Below are 17,559 nucleotides of genomic sequence, written 5' to 3'. Positions count from 1 at the left end.
GGCACAATGACAACGACATTTTTGCGTTCAATTGCGCGCGCCCTGACACTTACAGGCTTGTAAATGCGGGCGGAACAGGTCACCCTTCTGTCATCCAGTTGTCATACGGCAAATCTAAGGGCGGATTGATTGATGGACAGCAATGCAGGTGGCGACGAATCGCAACAGCAGGCGAAACTCATTTCACTCTCCGGCGCACGTGATCTCCCCGTTACATTCAATCGGCGGGAACTTGATCAAATTCTCAGAATATACGGCTTCATGGTTTCAGCAGGCGAATGGCGCGATTATGCCATTGACCATCTGAATGACCGGGCTGTGTTTTCTGTGTTTCGCCGAACCAGTGAAGTGCCAATGTTCCGGATCGAGAAAAATCCGCGGCTGGCCCGCAAGCAAGGCGCCTATAGCGTGATTGCCGCGAGCGGTCTTATTCTCAAGCGCGGCACGGAACTCGACAGGGTACTCAGGATATTCGACAAATCGCTGCAGGTCGTGCGGAGCTAAAGCTGCTCAACCTCTCAAAGGTGCCGGCCCCGGAAGGGTCGTGGTCCCGCCATTCATATCAAGCTGCATGAGAACCGTATCCAGCCAGCGGCCATGCTTGAAACCCGATCCTTCAATGGTGCCGCAATGCCTGAAACCGCAACTGGTATGCAGTCGCACAGACGCTGACGCAGCGTGACCATCGCCGATAACAGCGATGAACTGGCGAAATCCAAGCGCTGTGCAATCGATGATCAAGCGTTGAAGCAGGGCTTTGCCCATGCCTTTGCCCTTGGCTTGCGGCGCAATGTAGATCGAATCCTCGACACTCCACCAATAGGCCGGGCGGGTACGGAAATAACTGGCATAGGCGTAGCCGCTCACGATACCGTCAATCTCGGCCACGCTGTAGGGGAAACCATCACTGGTGATCGTATGGAACCGCTTGGTCATCTCCGCCAGCGCGGGCGGCTCGATCTCGTAGGTAGCCGTACCATGCAGAACCGCATCGCGATAGATTGCGGTGATAGCGGGCAGGTCAGTGGGCTGTGCCGGGCGGATATGAATGCTGGTCATGATCGCAATCGATCGCAAAAATATCGGATGAATGCAATGCCGCCAAGAAAAAGGGCAGCGTTTCCGCTGCCCATTTTCACTCGTTCATAACGTCCAGGATCAGTTGCGGTTGCCGAGGAACTGCAACAGGAACATGAACATGTTGATGAAGTCGAGATAGAGGCGCAGCGCACCCATGATCGCCTTGCGGCCATAGGTGTCCGAGCTGTCGCCTTCATAGTACATTTCCTTGATGCTCTGGGTGTCATAGGCCGTCAGACCTGCAAAGACCAGAACGCCGATCGCAGAGATTGCAAACTGCAAAGCACTGGACTGCAGGAAGATGTTGACCACACCGGCAAGGAGAATGCCGATCAGACCCATGAACAGGAACGAACCCATCCCGGAGAGATCGCGCTTCGTCGTGTAGCCGTAGAGCGACAGCGCACCAAAGGATGCAGCGGTGATGAAGAATGTCTGCACGATGCTTCCCGACGTATAGACAAGGAAGATCGACGACAGAGAAACACCGACGAGTGCCGCATAAACCCAGAAAGTTGTCTGGGCCGCCGAAACACTCATTTTCTCAATACGGAAGCTCAAGAAGAACACTGCTGCGAGCGGTGCGAGCATAACAACCCAACGCAGGGGCGAGCCGTAAAGCGCCACGCCAAGGCTGGTCAGCATCTTGCCATTCGGCAATTGAGCGACCGCGAGCGATGCATCATTGGTGGTTGCGAGATAAACAATTGCAAGCGCGGCAAGACCGGTCACTGCGAGACCGATCCCCATCAGATTGTAGACCTTCAGCATGTAGCTGCGTAGACCTTGATCGATCCCCGCGTCCACACGCACTCCGGCCGATGTACGGGCCTGGATGTTGCGATAGTCAGCCATGGTTTTCCTCATTGCTTCGTCCCGTCGGGTGTCGGGGGTTATTCCCAGGCGCCGCTGGCGGGACCCCAGCATGCCTTACGGTGAATTATGGGGATTCAGCAGGGCGATAACAAGACCTGTTTCACTCAAGATCGCGTGTTTGGCGGGCAAATGCGGGCAAAATGCTCACATATTACGCTTTTTTAACGATTTCAGAGGTTTCGCAGGATCGGAGCCGCCTTTTGACCAAGGATTCTCCAGGTTCCCGCAAGGCCAAATCCGACGGTCAGAACCAACGCCAGGACCAGCGTGGAAACGGCCACTTCCGGCTGGAATGATGCAGGCAGCTTCATCACCCGTACAACCACATACCAGGCCGCCAATCCGCCAGCCAGGAGCGCGAAAGTTGCTGTCGCCAGCCCCAGAATGACATATTCGTAACTGAACGCCTTGATCAGAGTGCGCCGCGTGGCGCCAAGAGTTTTCAGGACCACCGCGTCATGCACGCGGGCGCGGTTACCGGCCGCAAGCGCGCCGCCGAGCACAAGGATGGAGGCGATCAGGGCCACCGACGCCGCGGCGCGGATCGCAACCGCCAGCTGTCCGACCAGTTCATTGGCAATGCTAATGGCATCCTTCACCCGCACGGACGTGACGGCAGGAAAAGCCCGGGTCACATCACGCATGACCGTGGCCTCTTCCTGTGTTGTCGCAGAGGGATCGGTGAGCGTGGCAAGCCAGGCATGCGGGGCACCGGCAAAAGCATTGGGCGAGAACACCATGACGAAATTGATTGCAAGCGATTCCCACTCCACTTGCCGGAAGTTGGCAATGCGCGCCGTGATGTTGCGGCCGAGCGCATTGACGGTGACCGTATCGCCAAGCTTGAGGCCAAGATTACGTGCCTCCTCGGCCGAGAAGGATACCAGCGGCTCGCCGGTGTAACCTTCGGGCCACCAGGTACCCGCTGTCAGCACCGAGTTTTCCGGTATCTTCTTGGCGTAGGTAATACCGCGATCCCCACGCAACACCCATGCCCCTTCCGGCGGTATGGTCAGCTTGCCGACATCCGTGCCGTTGAACGCAACGATGCGGCCGCGCAGCATTGGCGCACTGACAATCTTGCCCTGTGGTGCGGCTTTCTGCAGAAGGCTGGTGAACTGGTCGACCTGCGTGCTCTGGATATCGACAAAGAAAAAGTTCGGTGCCCGTTCCGGCAAGTTGCCGGCGAGCTGCTGGCGCAAGCTGCCATCGATCAGCGCCAGCGTCACCAGCAGTGTCAGCCCCAATCCGAGAGACAGGACGACCGACGGCGTCAACGCGCCGGGCCGGTGAATATTGCCGATGGCAAGGCGAAGCGCCGTGGAGCGAACCCGCGGCGCACGGCGCGCCAGCCACTGCACAAGGCTGGAGACGGCGCGTAGCACAAGGAACGAAAAAGCGACCGCACCGATGAACGTGATGGCGATACGCCGGTCATAGGCGAACACCACCGCCAGGACGCAAAGCGTGGCGACAAGAACAGCCGCCACCGCGATATAGACAGGTTTTGGCCAGCCGCGCTGATCGAAACCTTGTTCGCGGAACAAGGCCGTCGCCGGAATATCGCGTGCCCGGCCCAGGGGCAGGATGGCAAAGGCCAATGTGGTCAACAGACCGAACAGTGCGGCCCACGCCAGCGCGCCCGGATAAAAGCCGCCCTTGGCCGCAATGGGCAGCACGCTCTGCAGGGCGTAGCCTGCGACATAGGGAATGATTGCAGCCAGGATCAAACCAGCGGCGATACCGAGCAGGGCAATCAGCACGATCTGAATGAGATAGACGGCGATGACAAACCAGCCCGGCGCACCCAGCGACTTGAACGTGGCAATGACACCGCGTTTTGCGTCGAGATAAGCCCGGACCGCATTGGCCACGCCGACACCGCCGACGATCAGTGCCGTCAATCCGACCAATGTCAGAAACTGCGAGAACCGCTCGACATTGGCACTCAATGACGGAGCAGCATTGGATCGGCTGCGGATGGTCCAGCCGGCCTGCGGGAATTTTTCCTGCGCTTCGTTGCGAATGCGTGCAATATCGGCCTCGCTGGCACCCGCTGGCAGGGCAATCTTGTAGCTGTGTTCGACCAGACTGCCCGGTTGAACCAGGCCGGCGGCGCGCAATCCCTCAAGTGAGACAAGAAAACGCGGCGCAAACCCAAAACCGTCCGACAATACATCCGGCTCGTTGTCGATCACCGCCCGCAATTCAAATGTGGCTGAGCCAAGCAAGATCCGGTCGCCGAGCTTCAGATTGAGCCGGTCGAGAAAAATCTGGGCAACGGCAGCGCCGAATGCGCCATCCTTTTCGGCAAAGAGAGCGCCCTTATCCAGCTTCGGCGCGGTATCCAGCGATCCGTAAAGCGGATAGGCATTGTCGACGGCTTTCACCTCCACCAGAGACTGATCGGAACCATCGGTCAGCCGGGCCATCGAACGCATGTTGGCAGCGACCGCGACACGGCCCTTGCTTTCAACAAAGGCACGTTCTTCCGCATTGACCTCGCGCTGATTGAGCTGAAAGCGGATATCTCCGCCAAGTATGCCCTGCCCTTGCGTGGAAATGCCCGATGTGACCGAATTGGCCACCGAATTGACGCCGCCAATCGCGGCTACGCCCAGCGCAATGCAGGCAAGAAAAATATAGAACCCCGACAGGCCATTGCGCATTTCGCGCAATGCAAAACGCAGGGCCAGCTTGAGCGACGGCGATGCAGCAGAACCGTTGACACTCATGCGGTTTTCTTCAGTTGCGGGGCGTCTTCATCCGCCTCGATCAGTCCTGAACGGACTTTGATCTCGCGATCGCAGCGGGCCGAAAGCGCAGGATCATGGGTCACCAGCACCAGGGTAAGACCGAGATCCTTCTGTTTCTGGAAGAGCAGATCGGCGATCTGCCGGCCGGTCGTCGTATCAAGATTGCCGGTTGGCTCATCGGCGATAAGGATTTTCGGTGACGGAGCAAGGGCACGGGCAATGGCCACCCGCTGCTGTTCACCGCCGGACAGCTCGCCCGGATAGTGGGTGACCCGGTCTGCCAGGCCGACCGCGGCCAGCTCACGCCGAGCGATCTCAAAGGCGTCGGGATGCCCCGCCAACTCCAACGGAACAGCGACATTTTCCAGCGCAGTCATGTTGGGAATGAGGTGGAAGGATTGGAAAACGATCCCGATGTTCTTACCGCGAAAGGCTGCCGTTGCATCCTCGCTCATCGTTTCCAGTTTTTGCCCGGCAATCTCGACTGAGCCGGAATCGATCCGCTCAAGTCCGGCCAGCACCATCAGCAAGGTCGACTTTCCCGAGCCCGAAGGCCCGACGATGCCCACCGATTGCCCGCCGACGATGGCAAGGGATATGCCCTTGAGCACATGCACCGAGGAAGCACCCGTCCCAAGAGTCAACTCAATGTGATCGAGTGTGATGACAGATTTAGTCACGAATGCAGATCCTTTACGCTATGGTCGACACTGACTTAAGTCGCATCCGGTCAGATATGGGTACCCGAACATGATATTCAAACCATTGATAAAGATCGTTGTGTCGCTCGGCCTTGTTGCCCTGCCCTCTCTGACCTTGGCCAATCAAAATCCCGTGTCCGGCCACACTCTCTCCGTTGTCGGGTTCGGCGACAGCCTGATGTCCGGTTTCGAGCTTCCCGTGCAGGATTCCTTCACCGCACAGCTGGAAAAGTCCTTGAAAGACAAGGGCGTCGAGATTTCGATCGCCAATGCCGGTGTCGCCGGAGATACCACGACCGGGGGCCTTGCACGCCTTGATTGGTCCGTCCCGGATGGCACCGATCTCGTCATCCTCGAGCTGGGCGCCAATGACGCATTGCGCGGCATCTCGCCGGAGATCAGCGAAAAGAACCTGGCCGAGATGATCGAACAGCTGCAGAAGCGCAAAATTCAGGTCATTCTTGCCGGAATGCTCGCCCCACCGAACATGGGCGGCGACTACGAAGAGAAATTCAACGCGATCTTCCCTGATCTCGCCAAGAAATATGATGTTCCGCTTTATCCGTTCTTCATGGAGGGTATTGCGACACAGGCCTCGCTGCTGCAGGCGGATGGAATGCACCCGACCACCCAAGGCGTTGCGGTCATGGTGAAGGGGTTCCTTCCCATCATGCAGAAGACCATCAAGCAGCCAACGGTTACCTCGGACACATCCGACACCGAGCAGTGAGGCTTTCTCTGTAGAGCCCTTGGGCAAGACAGGCCCAGGGCCTATTCGATCATCCCGATGCCCTTAACCTCAAGGGCAAGCCATCCACATTGTTGTCATCTTCACACCACATCTTGCGTGTCTTATTTGTCGCGGCGCAAAAGAATGTGAAATTGTGCCTTGCTCTTGGACTCATTCAATGATTCCCTGAGGTTACAACTCGATTCGGGGAGGATGCCTTATGCCGCGTCTCTTTACTGCCCTCGAGATCCCGAGGGACGCCGCTCTCTCACTGTCGCTCTTGCGCGGTGGTTTGCCAGGTGCCCGATGGATCGATGTTGAAAACTATCACATCACGCTGCGCTTCATCGGTGATGTCGAAGGCCACGTGGCCGACGAGGTCGCCAACGCGCTTGATCGGATAAGGCGGCCGGAATTCACCCTGCAGCTTTCGGGCGTCAACGCGTTCGGGTCCAAGAAACCCCACAGCGTATTTGCCGCCGTTTCGCCCTCCCCTGATATTCAGGCGTTGCACGCGGAAATCGAGCGCATTTGCCAGCGGTTGATGCTGCCGGCCGATCCGCGGAAATTCACGCCGCATGTCACGCTGGCGCGCTTGCGCAATGCCCGCAACGAAGAAGTGGCGCACTATCTCGCCTCGCGCGGCAACTTTTCGACCATGCCCTTCACCATCGGGCGCTTTGTCCTGATGTCATCACGCGATTCCGTCGGCGGCGGCCCCTACATCGTCGAGGAAGCATGGCCGCTGGAATCGGCACGCACCTATCAGAAACGCTTCGAGAGGCCTTTGGAGGCCTTAAGAACCATCCGATAAACCCGTTCGAAATCGGCCTGTGTGCCGTAATAGGGATCGGGTATCTGGCTGGCTTCGCCAAGTGCGATTTCACTGAAGAGCCCGATCTCGGCGGTCGCATTGGCCGGTCGCCGGGCCTGGATGGCTGCGACGTTGGCGCGGTCCATGCCAAGGATCAGATCAAAACTTACGAAATCGTCCGCCTTGAGCTGCCGGCAACGCTGGTCGGAGATATCGATCCCATGCTGCCTGGCCGCCAGGATGGAGCGCTCATCGGGCGCCTCGCCCGTGTGATAGCCATTGGTTCCGGCGGAATCGATATGGATGCCCCGGTCTTTTCCCTCTTCCGCAAGAACCGACCGGAACACACCTTCTGCCAGCGGCGACCGGCAGATATTGCCCAGACAGACAAAAAGGACAGAGCGAAGTGGATGGGTTTTCATGGGCCGTTGCACTATGGTTGGAAGCAAAGCAATGACCGTATATGAGGAAACACAGCATGGCGCGCAACCGGTTAAATCCCAGCGAACTCGACAAGGCATTGCAGGAGCTGACCGGCTGGTCCAGGACCGGTGACCGCGAGGCAATCAACAAATCATTCAAATTCAAGGATTTCAACGCGGCATTCGGCTTTATGGCCCGTGTGGCCCTTATCGCCGAAAAGATGGACCATCATCCCGAATGGTTCAACGTCTACGATCGCGTCGACGTCACTCTTGCCACCCACGACGCCGACGGCGTAACCGAACTTGATGTCACAATGGCCAGGGCGATGGACCGTTTCGCCGCCCTTTGACGATAATATCGACAAAACTCTTGCAGCATCAGGCGTGTCTTCCCATGTTGTCTCCTGAACAGACCTGAAGGAAGAGGAATGGATAACGTCAAGATTGGTGAAATTCTGCGGCCGGGCAGCGCGTATGAACAGCGTGCTCGCGAAGAAACCGTGCGCGCCCGGTTCTGGAAAACTGCGCGCAAGGCCGCCAAGTCCATCCCCTTTCTCGACGAGGTGATTGCCGGGTACTATTGTGCCTTGGACCCTGCAACTCCGACATGGGTTCGCGGTACGCTTCTTGCCGCGCTTGCCTACTTTGTCATGCCGTTCGACATCATTCCCGATTTTATTGTTGGCCTTGGCTTTACCGACGACGCTGCGGTGCTGATGGCTGCACTGAATGCCATTCGCAACCATGTGACACCAGCGCATCGTGAGGCGGCAAAGAAAGCAATCGAGGACCTGGACAAGGACAACTAGGGTATCGGGCGGTAAGTCTGGAGAATCCGGAACCGTTACCAGCCGTTTTTGCATCACATCCGCGTGATGGGATGAATTGTCAAAGTGTCGCCGCTTTTATTCCGCTGGAGTGCCACCGTGGGATTTTGCACGGACAACGTGATCTTCTCGCTGACAAAATCGCTTTTTTGACCCCGTCTTCACCGTTTGGTAACCCAGATTAAGTCAAATTAAGAGAAAGCGAACTGGACAGTGGAGCCTGGCGGCTCTTGCCGGTTCGTCAGTTATGAAATGAACGATAAAAACTGGTAGGTAACATGTTTGGAAAATCAATCGCAGCGACCTCTGTGCTCATACTTGGGCTGACAGGGACGGCTCTTGCCCAGACCCCAAGTCAGATCAGCCAGTTCAACGCATGGGGCGCCTATAGCTACCAGCAGGGCAAGGGCAAGGTTTGCTATGTTCTGTCCGTACCGGTCGACAAGCAGCCCGCAAAGATTGATCACGGCGACAACTTCTTCATGGTCAGCCAGAAGCCCGGACAGAACGTCAGCTTCGAACCACAATTCAAGGCTGGGTACGACCTTCAGGTCAATTCGAAAGTGACGGTCACAATCGATTCACGCAGCTTCTCCATGTTCACCAATGGCAGTCATGGCTGGATGGAAAACGCAGCGGAAGAGCCGCAGCTTGTGGCGGCGCTGCGTACCGGCCATACCATGTCCATCGCCGCGGTTTCCAAGCGCGGGACAAAGACCAGCTACACCTATTCGCTCAAGGGCGTATCGGCGGCGCTCAAAGCCATCGCCACCTGCAAGTAAACCGCCTGAATCTTCTTTTTTGCAGAGGCCGGACAGCACGTGTCCGGCCTTTTTGCTTGTGGAGGTGACGGAACGGCCAGAACATGATATGAGCCGCGCTTCACTAGAGAACGTTAGAAAACCCAATGTCCGTTTTGCCTGAGACACAGTCCTTCGCCCGGGAGAAATCCCGTGATGCCATGCTTGCCGCCATGAATGGCAAGCCGACACTGATCGGCCTGTCCCGTGCCGAGATGGGCGAGGCTTTGGCCGAAATCGGCGTGGCCGAGCGTCAGGTCAAGATGCGCGTCGCCCAGCTCTGGCACTGGCTCTATGTCCGCGGTGTGTCGGATTTTGCCGATATGCTCAACATTTCCCGCGATATGCGCGAGCTCCTCGACCGGCATTTCACCATTGCCCGGCCGGAAATCGTCGAGGAACAGATTTCCACTGACGGCACGCGCAAATGGCTGTTTCGCTTTCCGCCGCGCGGTGCTGGCCGGCCTGTCGAGATTGAAACCGTTTATATTCCCGAGGAAGGCCGCGGCACGCTGTGCATTTCCAGCCAGGTCGGCTGCACGCTCACATGCTCCTTCTGCCATACGGGCACCCAGAAACTGGTGCGCAACCTGACGGCGGAAGAAATTCTCTCGCAGTTGCTGATTGCCCGTGACCGGCTTGGCGATTTTCCGGACCGGAACACACCGGACGGTGCCATCGTTCCGGCAGAAGGCCGCAAGGTCTCCAATATCGTCATGATGGGCATGGGCGAACCGCTCTACAATTTCGAGAACGTCAAGAAGGCACTGCTGATTGCATCAGACGGTGACGGCCTCTCGCTGTCGAAGCGGCGTATCACGCTGTCGACGTCGGGCGTCGTGCCGGAGATTTACCGCACCGGTGAGGAAATCGGCGTCATGCTTGCCATTTCCCTGCATGCGGTGAACGACGACCTGCGCGATATGCTGGTGCCGATCAACAAAAAATATCCGCTCAAGGAACTGTTGGATGCCTGCCGGGCCTATCCAAGCCTGTCCAACTCCAAGCGCATTACTTTCGAATATGTGATGCTCAGGGGTGTGAACGACTCGCTCGCTGATGCCAAGGAACTGGTACGCATGCTGAAAGGCATTCCCGCCAAGATCAATCTCATTCCTTTCAACCCCTGGCCTGGCGTCAATTACCAGTGTTCGGAATGGGAGCAGATCGAGAAATTCGCTGACTACGTCAACAATGCCGGTTATGCTTCACCCATCCGCACCCCCCGCGGCCGCGATATTCTGGCGGCGTGCGGTCAGCTGAAGTCGGAATCGGAACGGATGAAGAAGACAGAGCGTTTGGCATTTGAGGCTGCCATGATCGCCGGGCACGGTGAAGATTGAGCCAGATCACCTTCTATATCTTCCGCTTTGCCCTGATCGTTTTCGGTTTCGTTTGCGCGACCTTCGCCGCATCGTTGTTTCTCAACCTTCTCTGGCTTGGCAGCTCGGAAGCCATCGGAAGCGAAGGCCCATTCCTGTATTCCACGGTTCCGATCTTTGCCACGATGATTGGCTACAGCGTCTTCATTCCCGCCTGTATCCTCATCTTGTTTGCTGAACTGACCGCGTGGCGGGACTTGTTGTTCTACGCCCTTGGCGGCGCAGCGACCGCCGTTGTCATCATCGTCTGGAAATGGCGGCCACAGACTGAAGACATCGACACATTCGCGGCCATCCTCGCCACCGGCGTTGTCGGAGGCTTTGTCTATTGGCTTGTTTCCGGGCGAAGCGCCGGGCTGGTGATGCCCCCGCGCTCCTCCAACGGCCCCGCCGCATAAAGGCGCCTACTTCGCCTGAGCCATCAGGATTTTTGTGGCAAAGGCCGAAAACACCCCAGCAAACAGCCAATCGGTCACCCGCGTAACCGTCGGGTTCTTCTTCAGGAGACCCGCAAACCGGTCAGCCGCAAGAATCATCGGCGTTACCACCGGCAGCGACAGTGGAATGAACAGCAGGCCAAGGAAGAAAAGCTTGCCCGGCGCATGCGGGTCGCTTGCAGAAACGAACTGCGGCAGAAACGTCATGAAGAACAGGATGATCTTGGGGTTGAGCAGGTTGATGCCGATCCCCGTCAGCCAATTCTGGAACAATGTGTGCGACTGGCCGCTCTTCTTCTCCGGAGAAAAGGCTGACCCCTTGCGGATAGCCTGAAAGGCGAGCCACACGAGATAACCCGCACCAACGACTTTCAGCGCAAGGAATGCGGATGGCGATGCGATAATCAACGCGGAAAGGCCGAGTGCGACCATTGTCGTATGCACCACAATTCCGCAATTGGCACCGGACAGACAGGCAAACCCGGCAGCTTTTCCCTCGGAAAGAGCCCGCCCCACGAAAAGCGTCATATCGGGACCCGGGGTGATCGAAAGAACAAAGGTTGCAATCGCGAACTGCAGGATAATCGGCCATTCGGGAATGAAGGTCATGGGAGGCTCCGTCGAAAAACTGGGGGAAGCTAACGCGGAACCGTCCTTTTGGCCACCCGATTCTGAGGGGTCTAGCGATTTCCCCGATCCGCCGCGGCATCAGCCAGATTCGCTGCGCGCATTTCCGCTGTCATGCGCTGCACGAGACCGCGAAATTGCGCGAGCGCCGGCGCCGGATGCGTCTGCCGCATGGCGAGGAGCAACGGGGCCATCAGTTTGGAACTGCCCGCAACCGCCCGGTAGGCGATATCGTCGCCGCCAAGGCGCCGCATCGATGCAGGCACGAGGGAAATACCGAATCCTGCAGCCACCAGGCTCAGCGTTGCGGTCAAGCGCGGTGCCTCCTGCGCCACAACCGGGCTGAACCCCGCCTCCCGGCATGCGGTCAGAATGGTGTCATAGAGGCCTGGCCCTGCGGTGCGGCGATAGAGAATGAAGGGTTCGGTGGCCAATTCTGTCAGCAGCAGCCGCGAGGCAGTATCCCGCGCCAGCCTATGCCCCACCGGCAGCGCGACGAGCATCGGTTCCTCCAGCACGGCATCAATCCGCAGGCCCGGCGTCCGTCCGACCGGAGAGCGAATGAAGGCTGCGTCGAGCCGCTCATGCATGAGCGCATCCACCAGCTCAGCCGTACCGGCTTCTTCCAGCACGACGGAAAGTTTCGGCAGGCTCTCATGAAAAGCCCGCAACGCTTTCGGCACGAAAGGATGCAGGGCAGCAGAGCTGGTGAAGCCGATGGCCAGACGGCCCTGTTCGCCGCGTGCCGCCCGGTGAACCATATCGGCAACGCCATTGGCGCGCTCCAGGATGATTTTCGCTTCATCGAGCAGCACTTTCCCAGCCTCGGTAGGACGAACGCCGCGCGGCATACGGTGCATCAGGAGTACACCCAGTTCCGCCTCCAGCCCCTGCAGGAGCCGCGTCAAGGGCGGTTGCTGTATACCCAACCGCTCGGCAGCCCGCGTCACATGGCCTTCCTCTGCCAAGACAACAAAAGCGCGAAGACGCCGCAGATCAATCATCGCCATACCTTAAAAGTATTGAAATTGTAAAAAGCATACATTGGAAATCATAAAGCAGAAGGCCTATTCTGCCAATGCACTGCTTTGGGGCCAAGCGATGCGCCATGATTTGCCCCTATCGACCCCGCCTATCCGGCGGGCAACAAAAAGGAAACCCGTTGTGAGCTGGTCAGCTGAACAATATGTGAAATTTGAAGATGAGCGGACACGTCCGGTCCGTGATCTCCTGGCGGCGGTACCCGGCGTATACGCCCGATCCGTGATTGATATCGGTTGCGGTCCCGGCAATTCCACGGAAGTCCTCATTGCCCGTTTTCCCAGGGCAGTCGCAACCGGAATGGACAGCTCCGAGGATATGGTCAAAGCAGCCCGCAAACGGCTTCCCGAAATCCGCTTCGACGTCGCTGATATCGCACGATGGGATGCGCAGGGACCCTATGATGTCATTCTTGCCAATGCGGTGCTGCAATGGCTTCCGGACCACGGCGCCCTGTTGCCGGCCCTTGTCAGCAAACTGACCGTGGACGGCAGCCTCGCAATCCAGATTCCGAATAATCTTGATGAACCCACACACCGTCTGATGCGGGAAATAGCCGCTGACGGCCCATGGGCAGCCAAACTGGCGGAATCAGCGGGCCAAAGGTCGCCGCGGCAGAGCGCGGAGTGGTATTACCGAATCCTGCAGCCGATAGCGTCCAGGGTTGATATCTGGCAAACCACTTACCACCACCCGCTTGCCGGAGGAACTGCAGCCGTGGTCGAATGGTTCAAAGGAACGGGCCTGCGGCCATATCTGGACCCGCTCAATGAAACCGAACGGGCGTCCTATCTCGAACGGTATACGGACGCGGTTGCGGAAGCTTATCCGGCGCTGTCTGACGGCACGGTTTTGCTGCCTTTCCCGCGGCTCTTCATGGTAGCTACCCGCTAAGGCGGCATTCACGCCCTATCTGAGGCACGGATTTTCCATACTCATGGCGGCCCAATGGCCGCTATTTGCATTTAGGACATCAAAATACTGACATTGCGCGGCCTTAATTAAATACTTTTCTGCAGTCACTGGAAAAATATGCTCTGTAATGACACTGCAATCATCGCAAGCCAGAACAGGCAAGTTTTTCAGCCTTTGAGAGCCGCATGGTCTATTACCGAACAACATCTGCTTCATGCGGTAAAGCGCTCTATGGCTTCGGCGTCTGGAGCCAGCCGGCTCTTGCGATCAGCCTTATCCTTGTGTGGGCGGCCCTGGCCATCCTGTTTAACCGCGCACCTGAGATCGACAAGGCCGTTTCGTCGTTTTTCTTCCTGAGTTCTGACTGCATCGCCACTGCGACCGCAAAAATTTGCGGGGATTTTCCTGCTGCATCGGTTCCGCTTTTCAAGACGCTGCGGCGTGTCTTCTATGCCCTGCCCATCGTGGCCGCTTCGGTGGTCGTCACCATCGCGCTGCGCGATGTTGCCTCCGGTCTCCGCTGGAATCACGAGCGCATTCGCATATCAATCGTATCGCTTCTTACGCTGGCCATTGGCCCCGGTCTGTTGGTCAACGCATTCATGAAGGAGTTCATCGGACGTCCACGGCCCGCCAACACATGGCTTTTCGGCGGGGAGCAGCCCTTCGTGGCGGCGGCTGAATGGTCGCACGTCTGCCAGCACAATTGCTCCTTTATTTCCGGGGAAGCTGCCGGGATAGCCTGGCTTGTCTGCCTTTTGCCCTTGTGGCCCCATCAGACAAGGAAAAAGCTCGTGTGGCCCATCGCTGCTATCATCATAACCACCGATTTCCTTCGCGTTGCTTTTGGCCGGCACTATCTCTCCGACGTTGTCCTCGGGTCTCTTTCAACCGTGATTGTCTTCTGCGTGCTGACCACGATTTGCGAGTCATGGACGGCGCATTGGCGTGGCACACCCAAACAGAGAATCAAGTAACCGCTGAAACTGCATAGTACGTCCCTGTTGAAGACATAAATTTTTATTGGCGCTACTGTTCGTTCGGGTTATTAAAACTGAGGGGACAACAACAAGCGCGACAATCAGACGATGCTTCAGAAGAATCCAAGCCTGAGCATTTCGGACGATGCGGTGGATTCGGCTGCAAGCCGGCGCTTTGTGCTCATGTTGGCCTTGGCCCTGATCGTCAGCCTTCTCCCGCTTGCCAGCAACCTCATCACGCACTTTCCCGACGAGCGCCATTACTCCAATGGTGCTGTCATCATGCTGCACACCGGTGATTATCTGACACCGCATACGGCCGAGGGCGACGTCCGGCTGAAGAAGCCGCCACTCACATACTGGATGAGCGCAGCCGGCATGAAAATCTTCGGGATCTCCGTGCTCGGATCACGCTTCCTGTGGTTGATCGGCGGGGCGGCCACGCTGCTGATCACGTTCTGCCTGGCCCGCACTATCACGCGCAATGACCGGACGGCATTGCTTGCGGCTTCGCTCCTGGCAACGAATGCCGTCTTCCTGCGCGCCTGTATCAACGCCATCCCCGACATACCTCTGACCATGTTCATGCTTGTCGGCATGCTTGGCTTTGTCGGCCTTCTCTTCCGCGATGACCACCATCATGTCTACGGCATTCTTGCCTATGCGGGTACGGGATTGGCTATTCTTGCCAAGGGTCTCCTTCCCGTGGCGATGCTCGGCTACATCCTGGTCTACTGCATGGCGGTGCCAGCGCTGCGCCAGCGCAGCCATCGCCTGTGGCAGCCCCTGACAATCACCGTGTGCCTCGGCATCGTCGGCATCTGGTTCATCTATCAGTCTCTGCACACACCAAGCATGCTTTCTGCCGATTTCGTTGCCGACCAGATTTCAGACAAGATCAATTTCAATCCGGATATCATCGCCATGGGATTGATCCACAGCTTCGCCGGCCTCATCGGTCCGACATTTGTCTGGCTGGGGTTGCTTTTCTATGGCGCGCGGAAAGCGGGACTGAGATTGGAGAGGGATTCACTCAACGGCATAGCCCCCTTCTTCCTCGGGTGGATCATTGCCGTTTCGATTATTTTTTCCCTCAATAGCCTTCCCTCTCACCGTTACGTCATTCCCGTTATACCGCTGCTTTGCGTGCTTCTCGCCTGCGGGTTCCAGGAAGTGACAAATCCCCGCTTCGAAAAATTGGTCCGGCAGGTATTGCGCATCATCATCCTGTTTGCAGCCATCCCTATCGCCTGCGTATTCCTGGTGGGAATGCAATTGTTGTCGCCACTATATGTGGCAGGATTGGCAGCCGGGATCGCAGGCGTCATGACGACGCTGTGGGTCGTTAACGCCCGCCTGAAAATGCATGGTCTGGCAGCCTCCGCCGCCGTGCTTGCCATGGCCAGCACATTAGCCGTTACCCCCGTTGCAAAGGCTCTGCTTGTACCGGACATCGGCAAGCCGCTCGCGGCCAGGATCAACACATTGCACCTCCCCGAGAACCAAGTCCTCTTCGTCGGACCCGTGCTGGACGCTGCGAAAATCCGGCTTCACGCAAATTTTGATGCACAATTCAAACAAACGACCGTGTTTCCGCCCGCAGAGATTGATCCCGGCGTGAAAGTTGTTCTTTCGACAGACAAGCACATTGCAGATGCATTGGCCCAACAGGGTTTTGCCGTGGAAGAGGTTACAGCCGGCTGGCGGCGCATTCACATGCAGGATTTCATTTCTGCGCTGAAAACAGGCACGTTGCAGGAGGCCCGTGAGCGATATGGCGAGCACGGTTACGTGGCTATCCGCAGCTGATTTCCCTGTGCAGGTCCGCTGCAGCCAATGGCGATCTTGCCAACATCCCCTCACCTGATAAAAGAACCTCCATCTTCACCAAACGATAGCGAGACTGCACAGCGGTCAGGGAAACAGAATGAACAAGTGGAAAGACGTCAAGAAAGTCGTGCTGGCCTATTCCGGCGGTCTCGATACATCGATTATCCTCAAATGGCTGCAAACGGAACTGGGTGCGGAAGTAGTTACCTTCACTGCCGATCTCGGCCAGGGCGAAGAGCTGGAACCAGCGCGCAAGAAAGCCGAAATGCTCGGCATCAAGGAAATCTATATCGAAGACGTGCGTGAAGAATTCGTGCGCGATTTCGTGTTCCCGATGTTCCGTGCCAATGCCGTCTATGAAGGCGTCTATTTGCTCGGCACCTCCATTGCGCGGCCGCTGATTTCAAAACACCTCGTTGAGATCGCGGCACGCACCGGAGCCGATGCCATCGCCCATGGGGCGACCGGCAAGGGCAATGACCAGGTTCGTTTTGAGCTTTCCGCCTACGCGCTGAATCCCGATATCAAGGTTATCGCCCCGTGGCGCGACTGGACATTCAAGTCACGCACCGATCTTTTGGAATTTGCCCGCGAACACCAGATTCCGATCGCCAAAGACAAGCTCGGCGAAGCCCCCTTCTCCGTCGATGCAAACCTGCTGCACTCCTCATCCGAAGGCAAGGTTCTGGAAGATCCGTGGCAGGAAGCGCCGGAATACGTGCATCAGCGCACGATTTCGCCGATGGAAGCGCCCGACAAGGTCACGGAAATCGAAATTGCCTTCGAGAAGGGCGACGCCGTCGCTATCGACGGCAAGCCGCTTTCTCCGGCAACATTGCTGAAGACACTCAACGATCTCGGCCGCGACAACGGTATCGGTCGCCTTGATCTGGTCGAGAACCGTTTCGTTGGCATGAAATCACGCGGCGTCTATGAAACCCCCGGCGGCACGATCCTTCTCGCTGCCCATCGCGCCATGGAGTCGATCACACTGGATCGCGGTGCGGCGCACCTCAAGGATGAGTTCATGCCACGCTATGCGGAACTGATCTACAATGGCTTCTGGTATTCGCCGGAACGCGAAATGCTGCAGGCCATGATTGACAAGAGCCAGGAAGATGTGGAGGGCGTCGTGCGCCTGAAGCTGTACAAGGGCAATGTCATGATATCCGGCCGCAAGTCGAAGAAGTCACTTTATTCCGATGCGCTCGTGACTTTCGAGGATGATCGCGGCGCCTATGATCAGAAGGACGCGGCGGGCTTTATCCGCCTCAACGCCCTGCGCCTGCGCACGCTGGCTGCCCGCAAGCGCAACAGCTGATCCTGCAAATATCGACT

The 17,559-nt window shown here is 57.5% G+C and carries 19 protein-coding genes; 12 read left to right on the top strand and 7 right to left on the bottom strand.

Annotated elements, in window-relative coordinates:
- The first annotated feature begins 132 nt into the window (after positions 1-132).
- Entirely contained in the window at positions 133-504 is a 372-nt protein-coding gene (locus ACZ25R_RS21780; protein ID WP_346307062.1) for a DUF2794 domain-containing protein, read from the top strand.
- 6 nt (positions 505-510) lie between these two features.
- On the opposite strand, the gene ACZ25R_RS21775 is transcribed toward ACZ25R_RS21780, so the two are convergent.
- The 4 genes from ACZ25R_RS21775 to ACZ25R_RS21760 form a co-directional block, all read right to left on the bottom strand.
- Complete coding sequence (locus ACZ25R_RS21775) at positions 511-1,059, bottom strand: GNAT family N-acetyltransferase (RefSeq protein WP_472462191.1); 549 nt, start codon at positions 1,057-1,059, stop codon at positions 511-513.
- 99 nt (positions 1,060-1,158) lie between these two features.
- Positions 1,159-1,935, bottom strand: coding sequence for a Bax inhibitor-1/YccA family protein (locus tag ACZ25R_RS21770; RefSeq protein ID WP_472462190.1), 777 nt, complete (start codon positions 1,933-1,935; stop codon positions 1,159-1,161).
- Between the two features lie 191 nt (positions 1,936-2,126).
- Positions 2,127-4,691 (bottom strand): ABC transporter permease, encoded by a 2,565-nt coding sequence (locus tag ACZ25R_RS21765; protein ID WP_472462189.1) that lies wholly within the window; start codon positions 4,689-4,691, stop codon positions 2,127-2,129.
- Entirely contained in the window at positions 4,688-5,392 is a 705-nt protein-coding gene (locus ACZ25R_RS21760; RefSeq protein ID WP_223613912.1) for an ABC transporter ATP-binding protein, read from the bottom strand. Before ACZ25R_RS21760 ends, ACZ25R_RS21765 begins: the two co-directional genes overlap by 4 nt.
- Before the next feature lie 70 nt (positions 5,393-5,462).
- On the opposite strand from ACZ25R_RS21760, the gene ACZ25R_RS21755 reads away from it, so the two are divergent.
- Together ACZ25R_RS21755 and thpR are read left to right on the top strand one after the other, a co-directional pair.
- Positions 5,463-6,143, top strand: coding sequence for an arylesterase (locus ACZ25R_RS21755; RefSeq protein WP_472462188.1), 681 nt, complete (start codon positions 5,463-5,465; stop codon positions 6,141-6,143).
- A 220-nt stretch (positions 6,144-6,363) separates the two neighbouring features.
- Positions 6,364-6,957 carry an RNA 2',3'-cyclic phosphodiesterase gene (gene thpR, locus ACZ25R_RS21750; protein WP_105734179.1) on the top strand — a complete coding sequence of 198 codons (594 nt, stop codon included), beginning with the start codon at positions 6,364-6,366 and terminating at the stop codon, positions 6,955-6,957.
- Here thpR and ACZ25R_RS21745 read toward each other — a convergent pair.
- Entirely contained in the window at positions 6,909-7,379 is a 471-nt protein-coding gene (locus ACZ25R_RS21745; RefSeq protein WP_472462187.1) for a low molecular weight protein-tyrosine-phosphatase, read from the bottom strand. The genes thpR and ACZ25R_RS21745 overlap by 49 nt on opposite strands.
- A gap of 56 nt (positions 7,380-7,435) precedes the next feature.
- On the opposite strand from ACZ25R_RS21745, the gene ACZ25R_RS21740 reads away from it, so the two are divergent.
- The 5 genes from ACZ25R_RS21740 to ACZ25R_RS21720 all read left to right on the top strand — a co-directional run bounded on the left by ACZ25R_RS21740 (position 7,436) and on the right by ACZ25R_RS21720 (position 10,789).
- Positions 7,436-7,732 carry a 4a-hydroxytetrahydrobiopterin dehydratase gene (locus tag ACZ25R_RS21740; protein ID WP_472462186.1) on the top strand — a complete coding sequence of 99 codons (297 nt, stop codon included), beginning with the start codon at positions 7,436-7,438 and terminating at the stop codon, positions 7,730-7,732.
- Between the two features lie 78 nt (positions 7,733-7,810).
- Positions 7,811-8,191, top strand: a complete 381-nt coding sequence (locus ACZ25R_RS21735) for a YkvA family protein (protein ID WP_472462185.1) — start codon at positions 7,811-7,813, stop codon at positions 8,189-8,191.
- Between the two features lie 296 nt (positions 8,192-8,487).
- Entirely contained in the window at positions 8,488-8,991 is a 504-nt protein-coding gene (locus tag ACZ25R_RS21730; protein ID WP_472462184.1) for an invasion associated locus B family protein, read from the top strand.
- Positions 8,992-9,170: 179 nt separating this feature from the next.
- Complete coding sequence (gene rlmN / locus ACZ25R_RS21725; RefSeq protein WP_223614135.1) at positions 9,171-10,352, top strand: dual-specificity RNA methyltransferase RlmN; 1,182 nt, start codon at positions 9,171-9,173, stop codon at positions 10,350-10,352.
- Positions 10,349-10,789: a hypothetical protein gene (locus ACZ25R_RS21720; RefSeq protein WP_472462183.1), complete on the top strand. Its 441-nt coding sequence runs from the start codon at positions 10,349-10,351 to the stop codon at positions 10,787-10,789. The genes rlmN and ACZ25R_RS21720 overlap by 4 nt, the downstream gene beginning before the upstream one ends.
- A gap of 6 nt (positions 10,790-10,795) precedes the next feature.
- Here the strand turns inward: ACZ25R_RS21720 and ACZ25R_RS21715 are convergent, their stop codons facing one another.
- A complete protein-coding gene (locus ACZ25R_RS21715) occupies positions 10,796-11,437 on the bottom strand; it encodes a LysE family translocator (RefSeq protein ID WP_346306687.1) in 642 nt (213 codons plus the stop codon).
- Between the two features lie 71 nt (positions 11,438-11,508).
- Positions 11,509-12,459 (bottom strand): LysR family transcriptional regulator, encoded by a 951-nt coding sequence (locus ACZ25R_RS21710; protein ID WP_472462182.1) that lies wholly within the window; start codon positions 12,457-12,459, stop codon positions 11,509-11,511.
- A 97-nt stretch (positions 12,460-12,556) separates the two neighbouring features.
- Between ACZ25R_RS21710 and tam the strand changes: the two genes are divergently transcribed.
- The 4 genes from tam to ACZ25R_RS21690 all read left to right on the top strand — a co-directional run bounded on the left by tam (position 12,557) and on the right by ACZ25R_RS21690 (position 17,542).
- Positions 12,557-13,390 carry a trans-aconitate 2-methyltransferase gene (gene tam / locus ACZ25R_RS21705; protein WP_472462181.1) on the top strand — a complete coding sequence of 278 codons (834 nt, stop codon included), beginning with the start codon at positions 12,557-12,559 and terminating at the stop codon, positions 13,388-13,390.
- Between the two features lie 206 nt (positions 13,391-13,596).
- Positions 13,597-14,388 (top strand): phosphatase PAP2 family protein, encoded by a 792-nt coding sequence (locus tag ACZ25R_RS21700; protein WP_472462180.1) that lies wholly within the window; start codon positions 13,597-13,599, stop codon positions 14,386-14,388.
- A 111-nt stretch (positions 14,389-14,499) separates the two neighbouring features.
- The gene (locus tag ACZ25R_RS21695; protein ID WP_472462179.1) at positions 14,500-16,200 is read left to right on the top strand and encodes an ArnT family glycosyltransferase; all 1,701 of its coding nucleotides are present in this window, start codon (positions 14,500-14,502) and stop codon (positions 16,198-16,200) included.
- Between the two features lie 118 nt (positions 16,201-16,318).
- The gene (locus ACZ25R_RS21690; RefSeq protein ID WP_288191916.1) at positions 16,319-17,542 is read left to right on the top strand and encodes an argininosuccinate synthase; all 1,224 of its coding nucleotides are present in this window, start codon (positions 16,319-16,321) and stop codon (positions 17,540-17,542) included.
- Positions 17,543-17,559: the final 17 nt, after the last annotated feature.

Source organism: Phyllobacterium sp. RCAM01083 (assembly GCF_055685835.1).
This window is presented reverse-complemented; position numbering and strand designations above follow the sequence as displayed.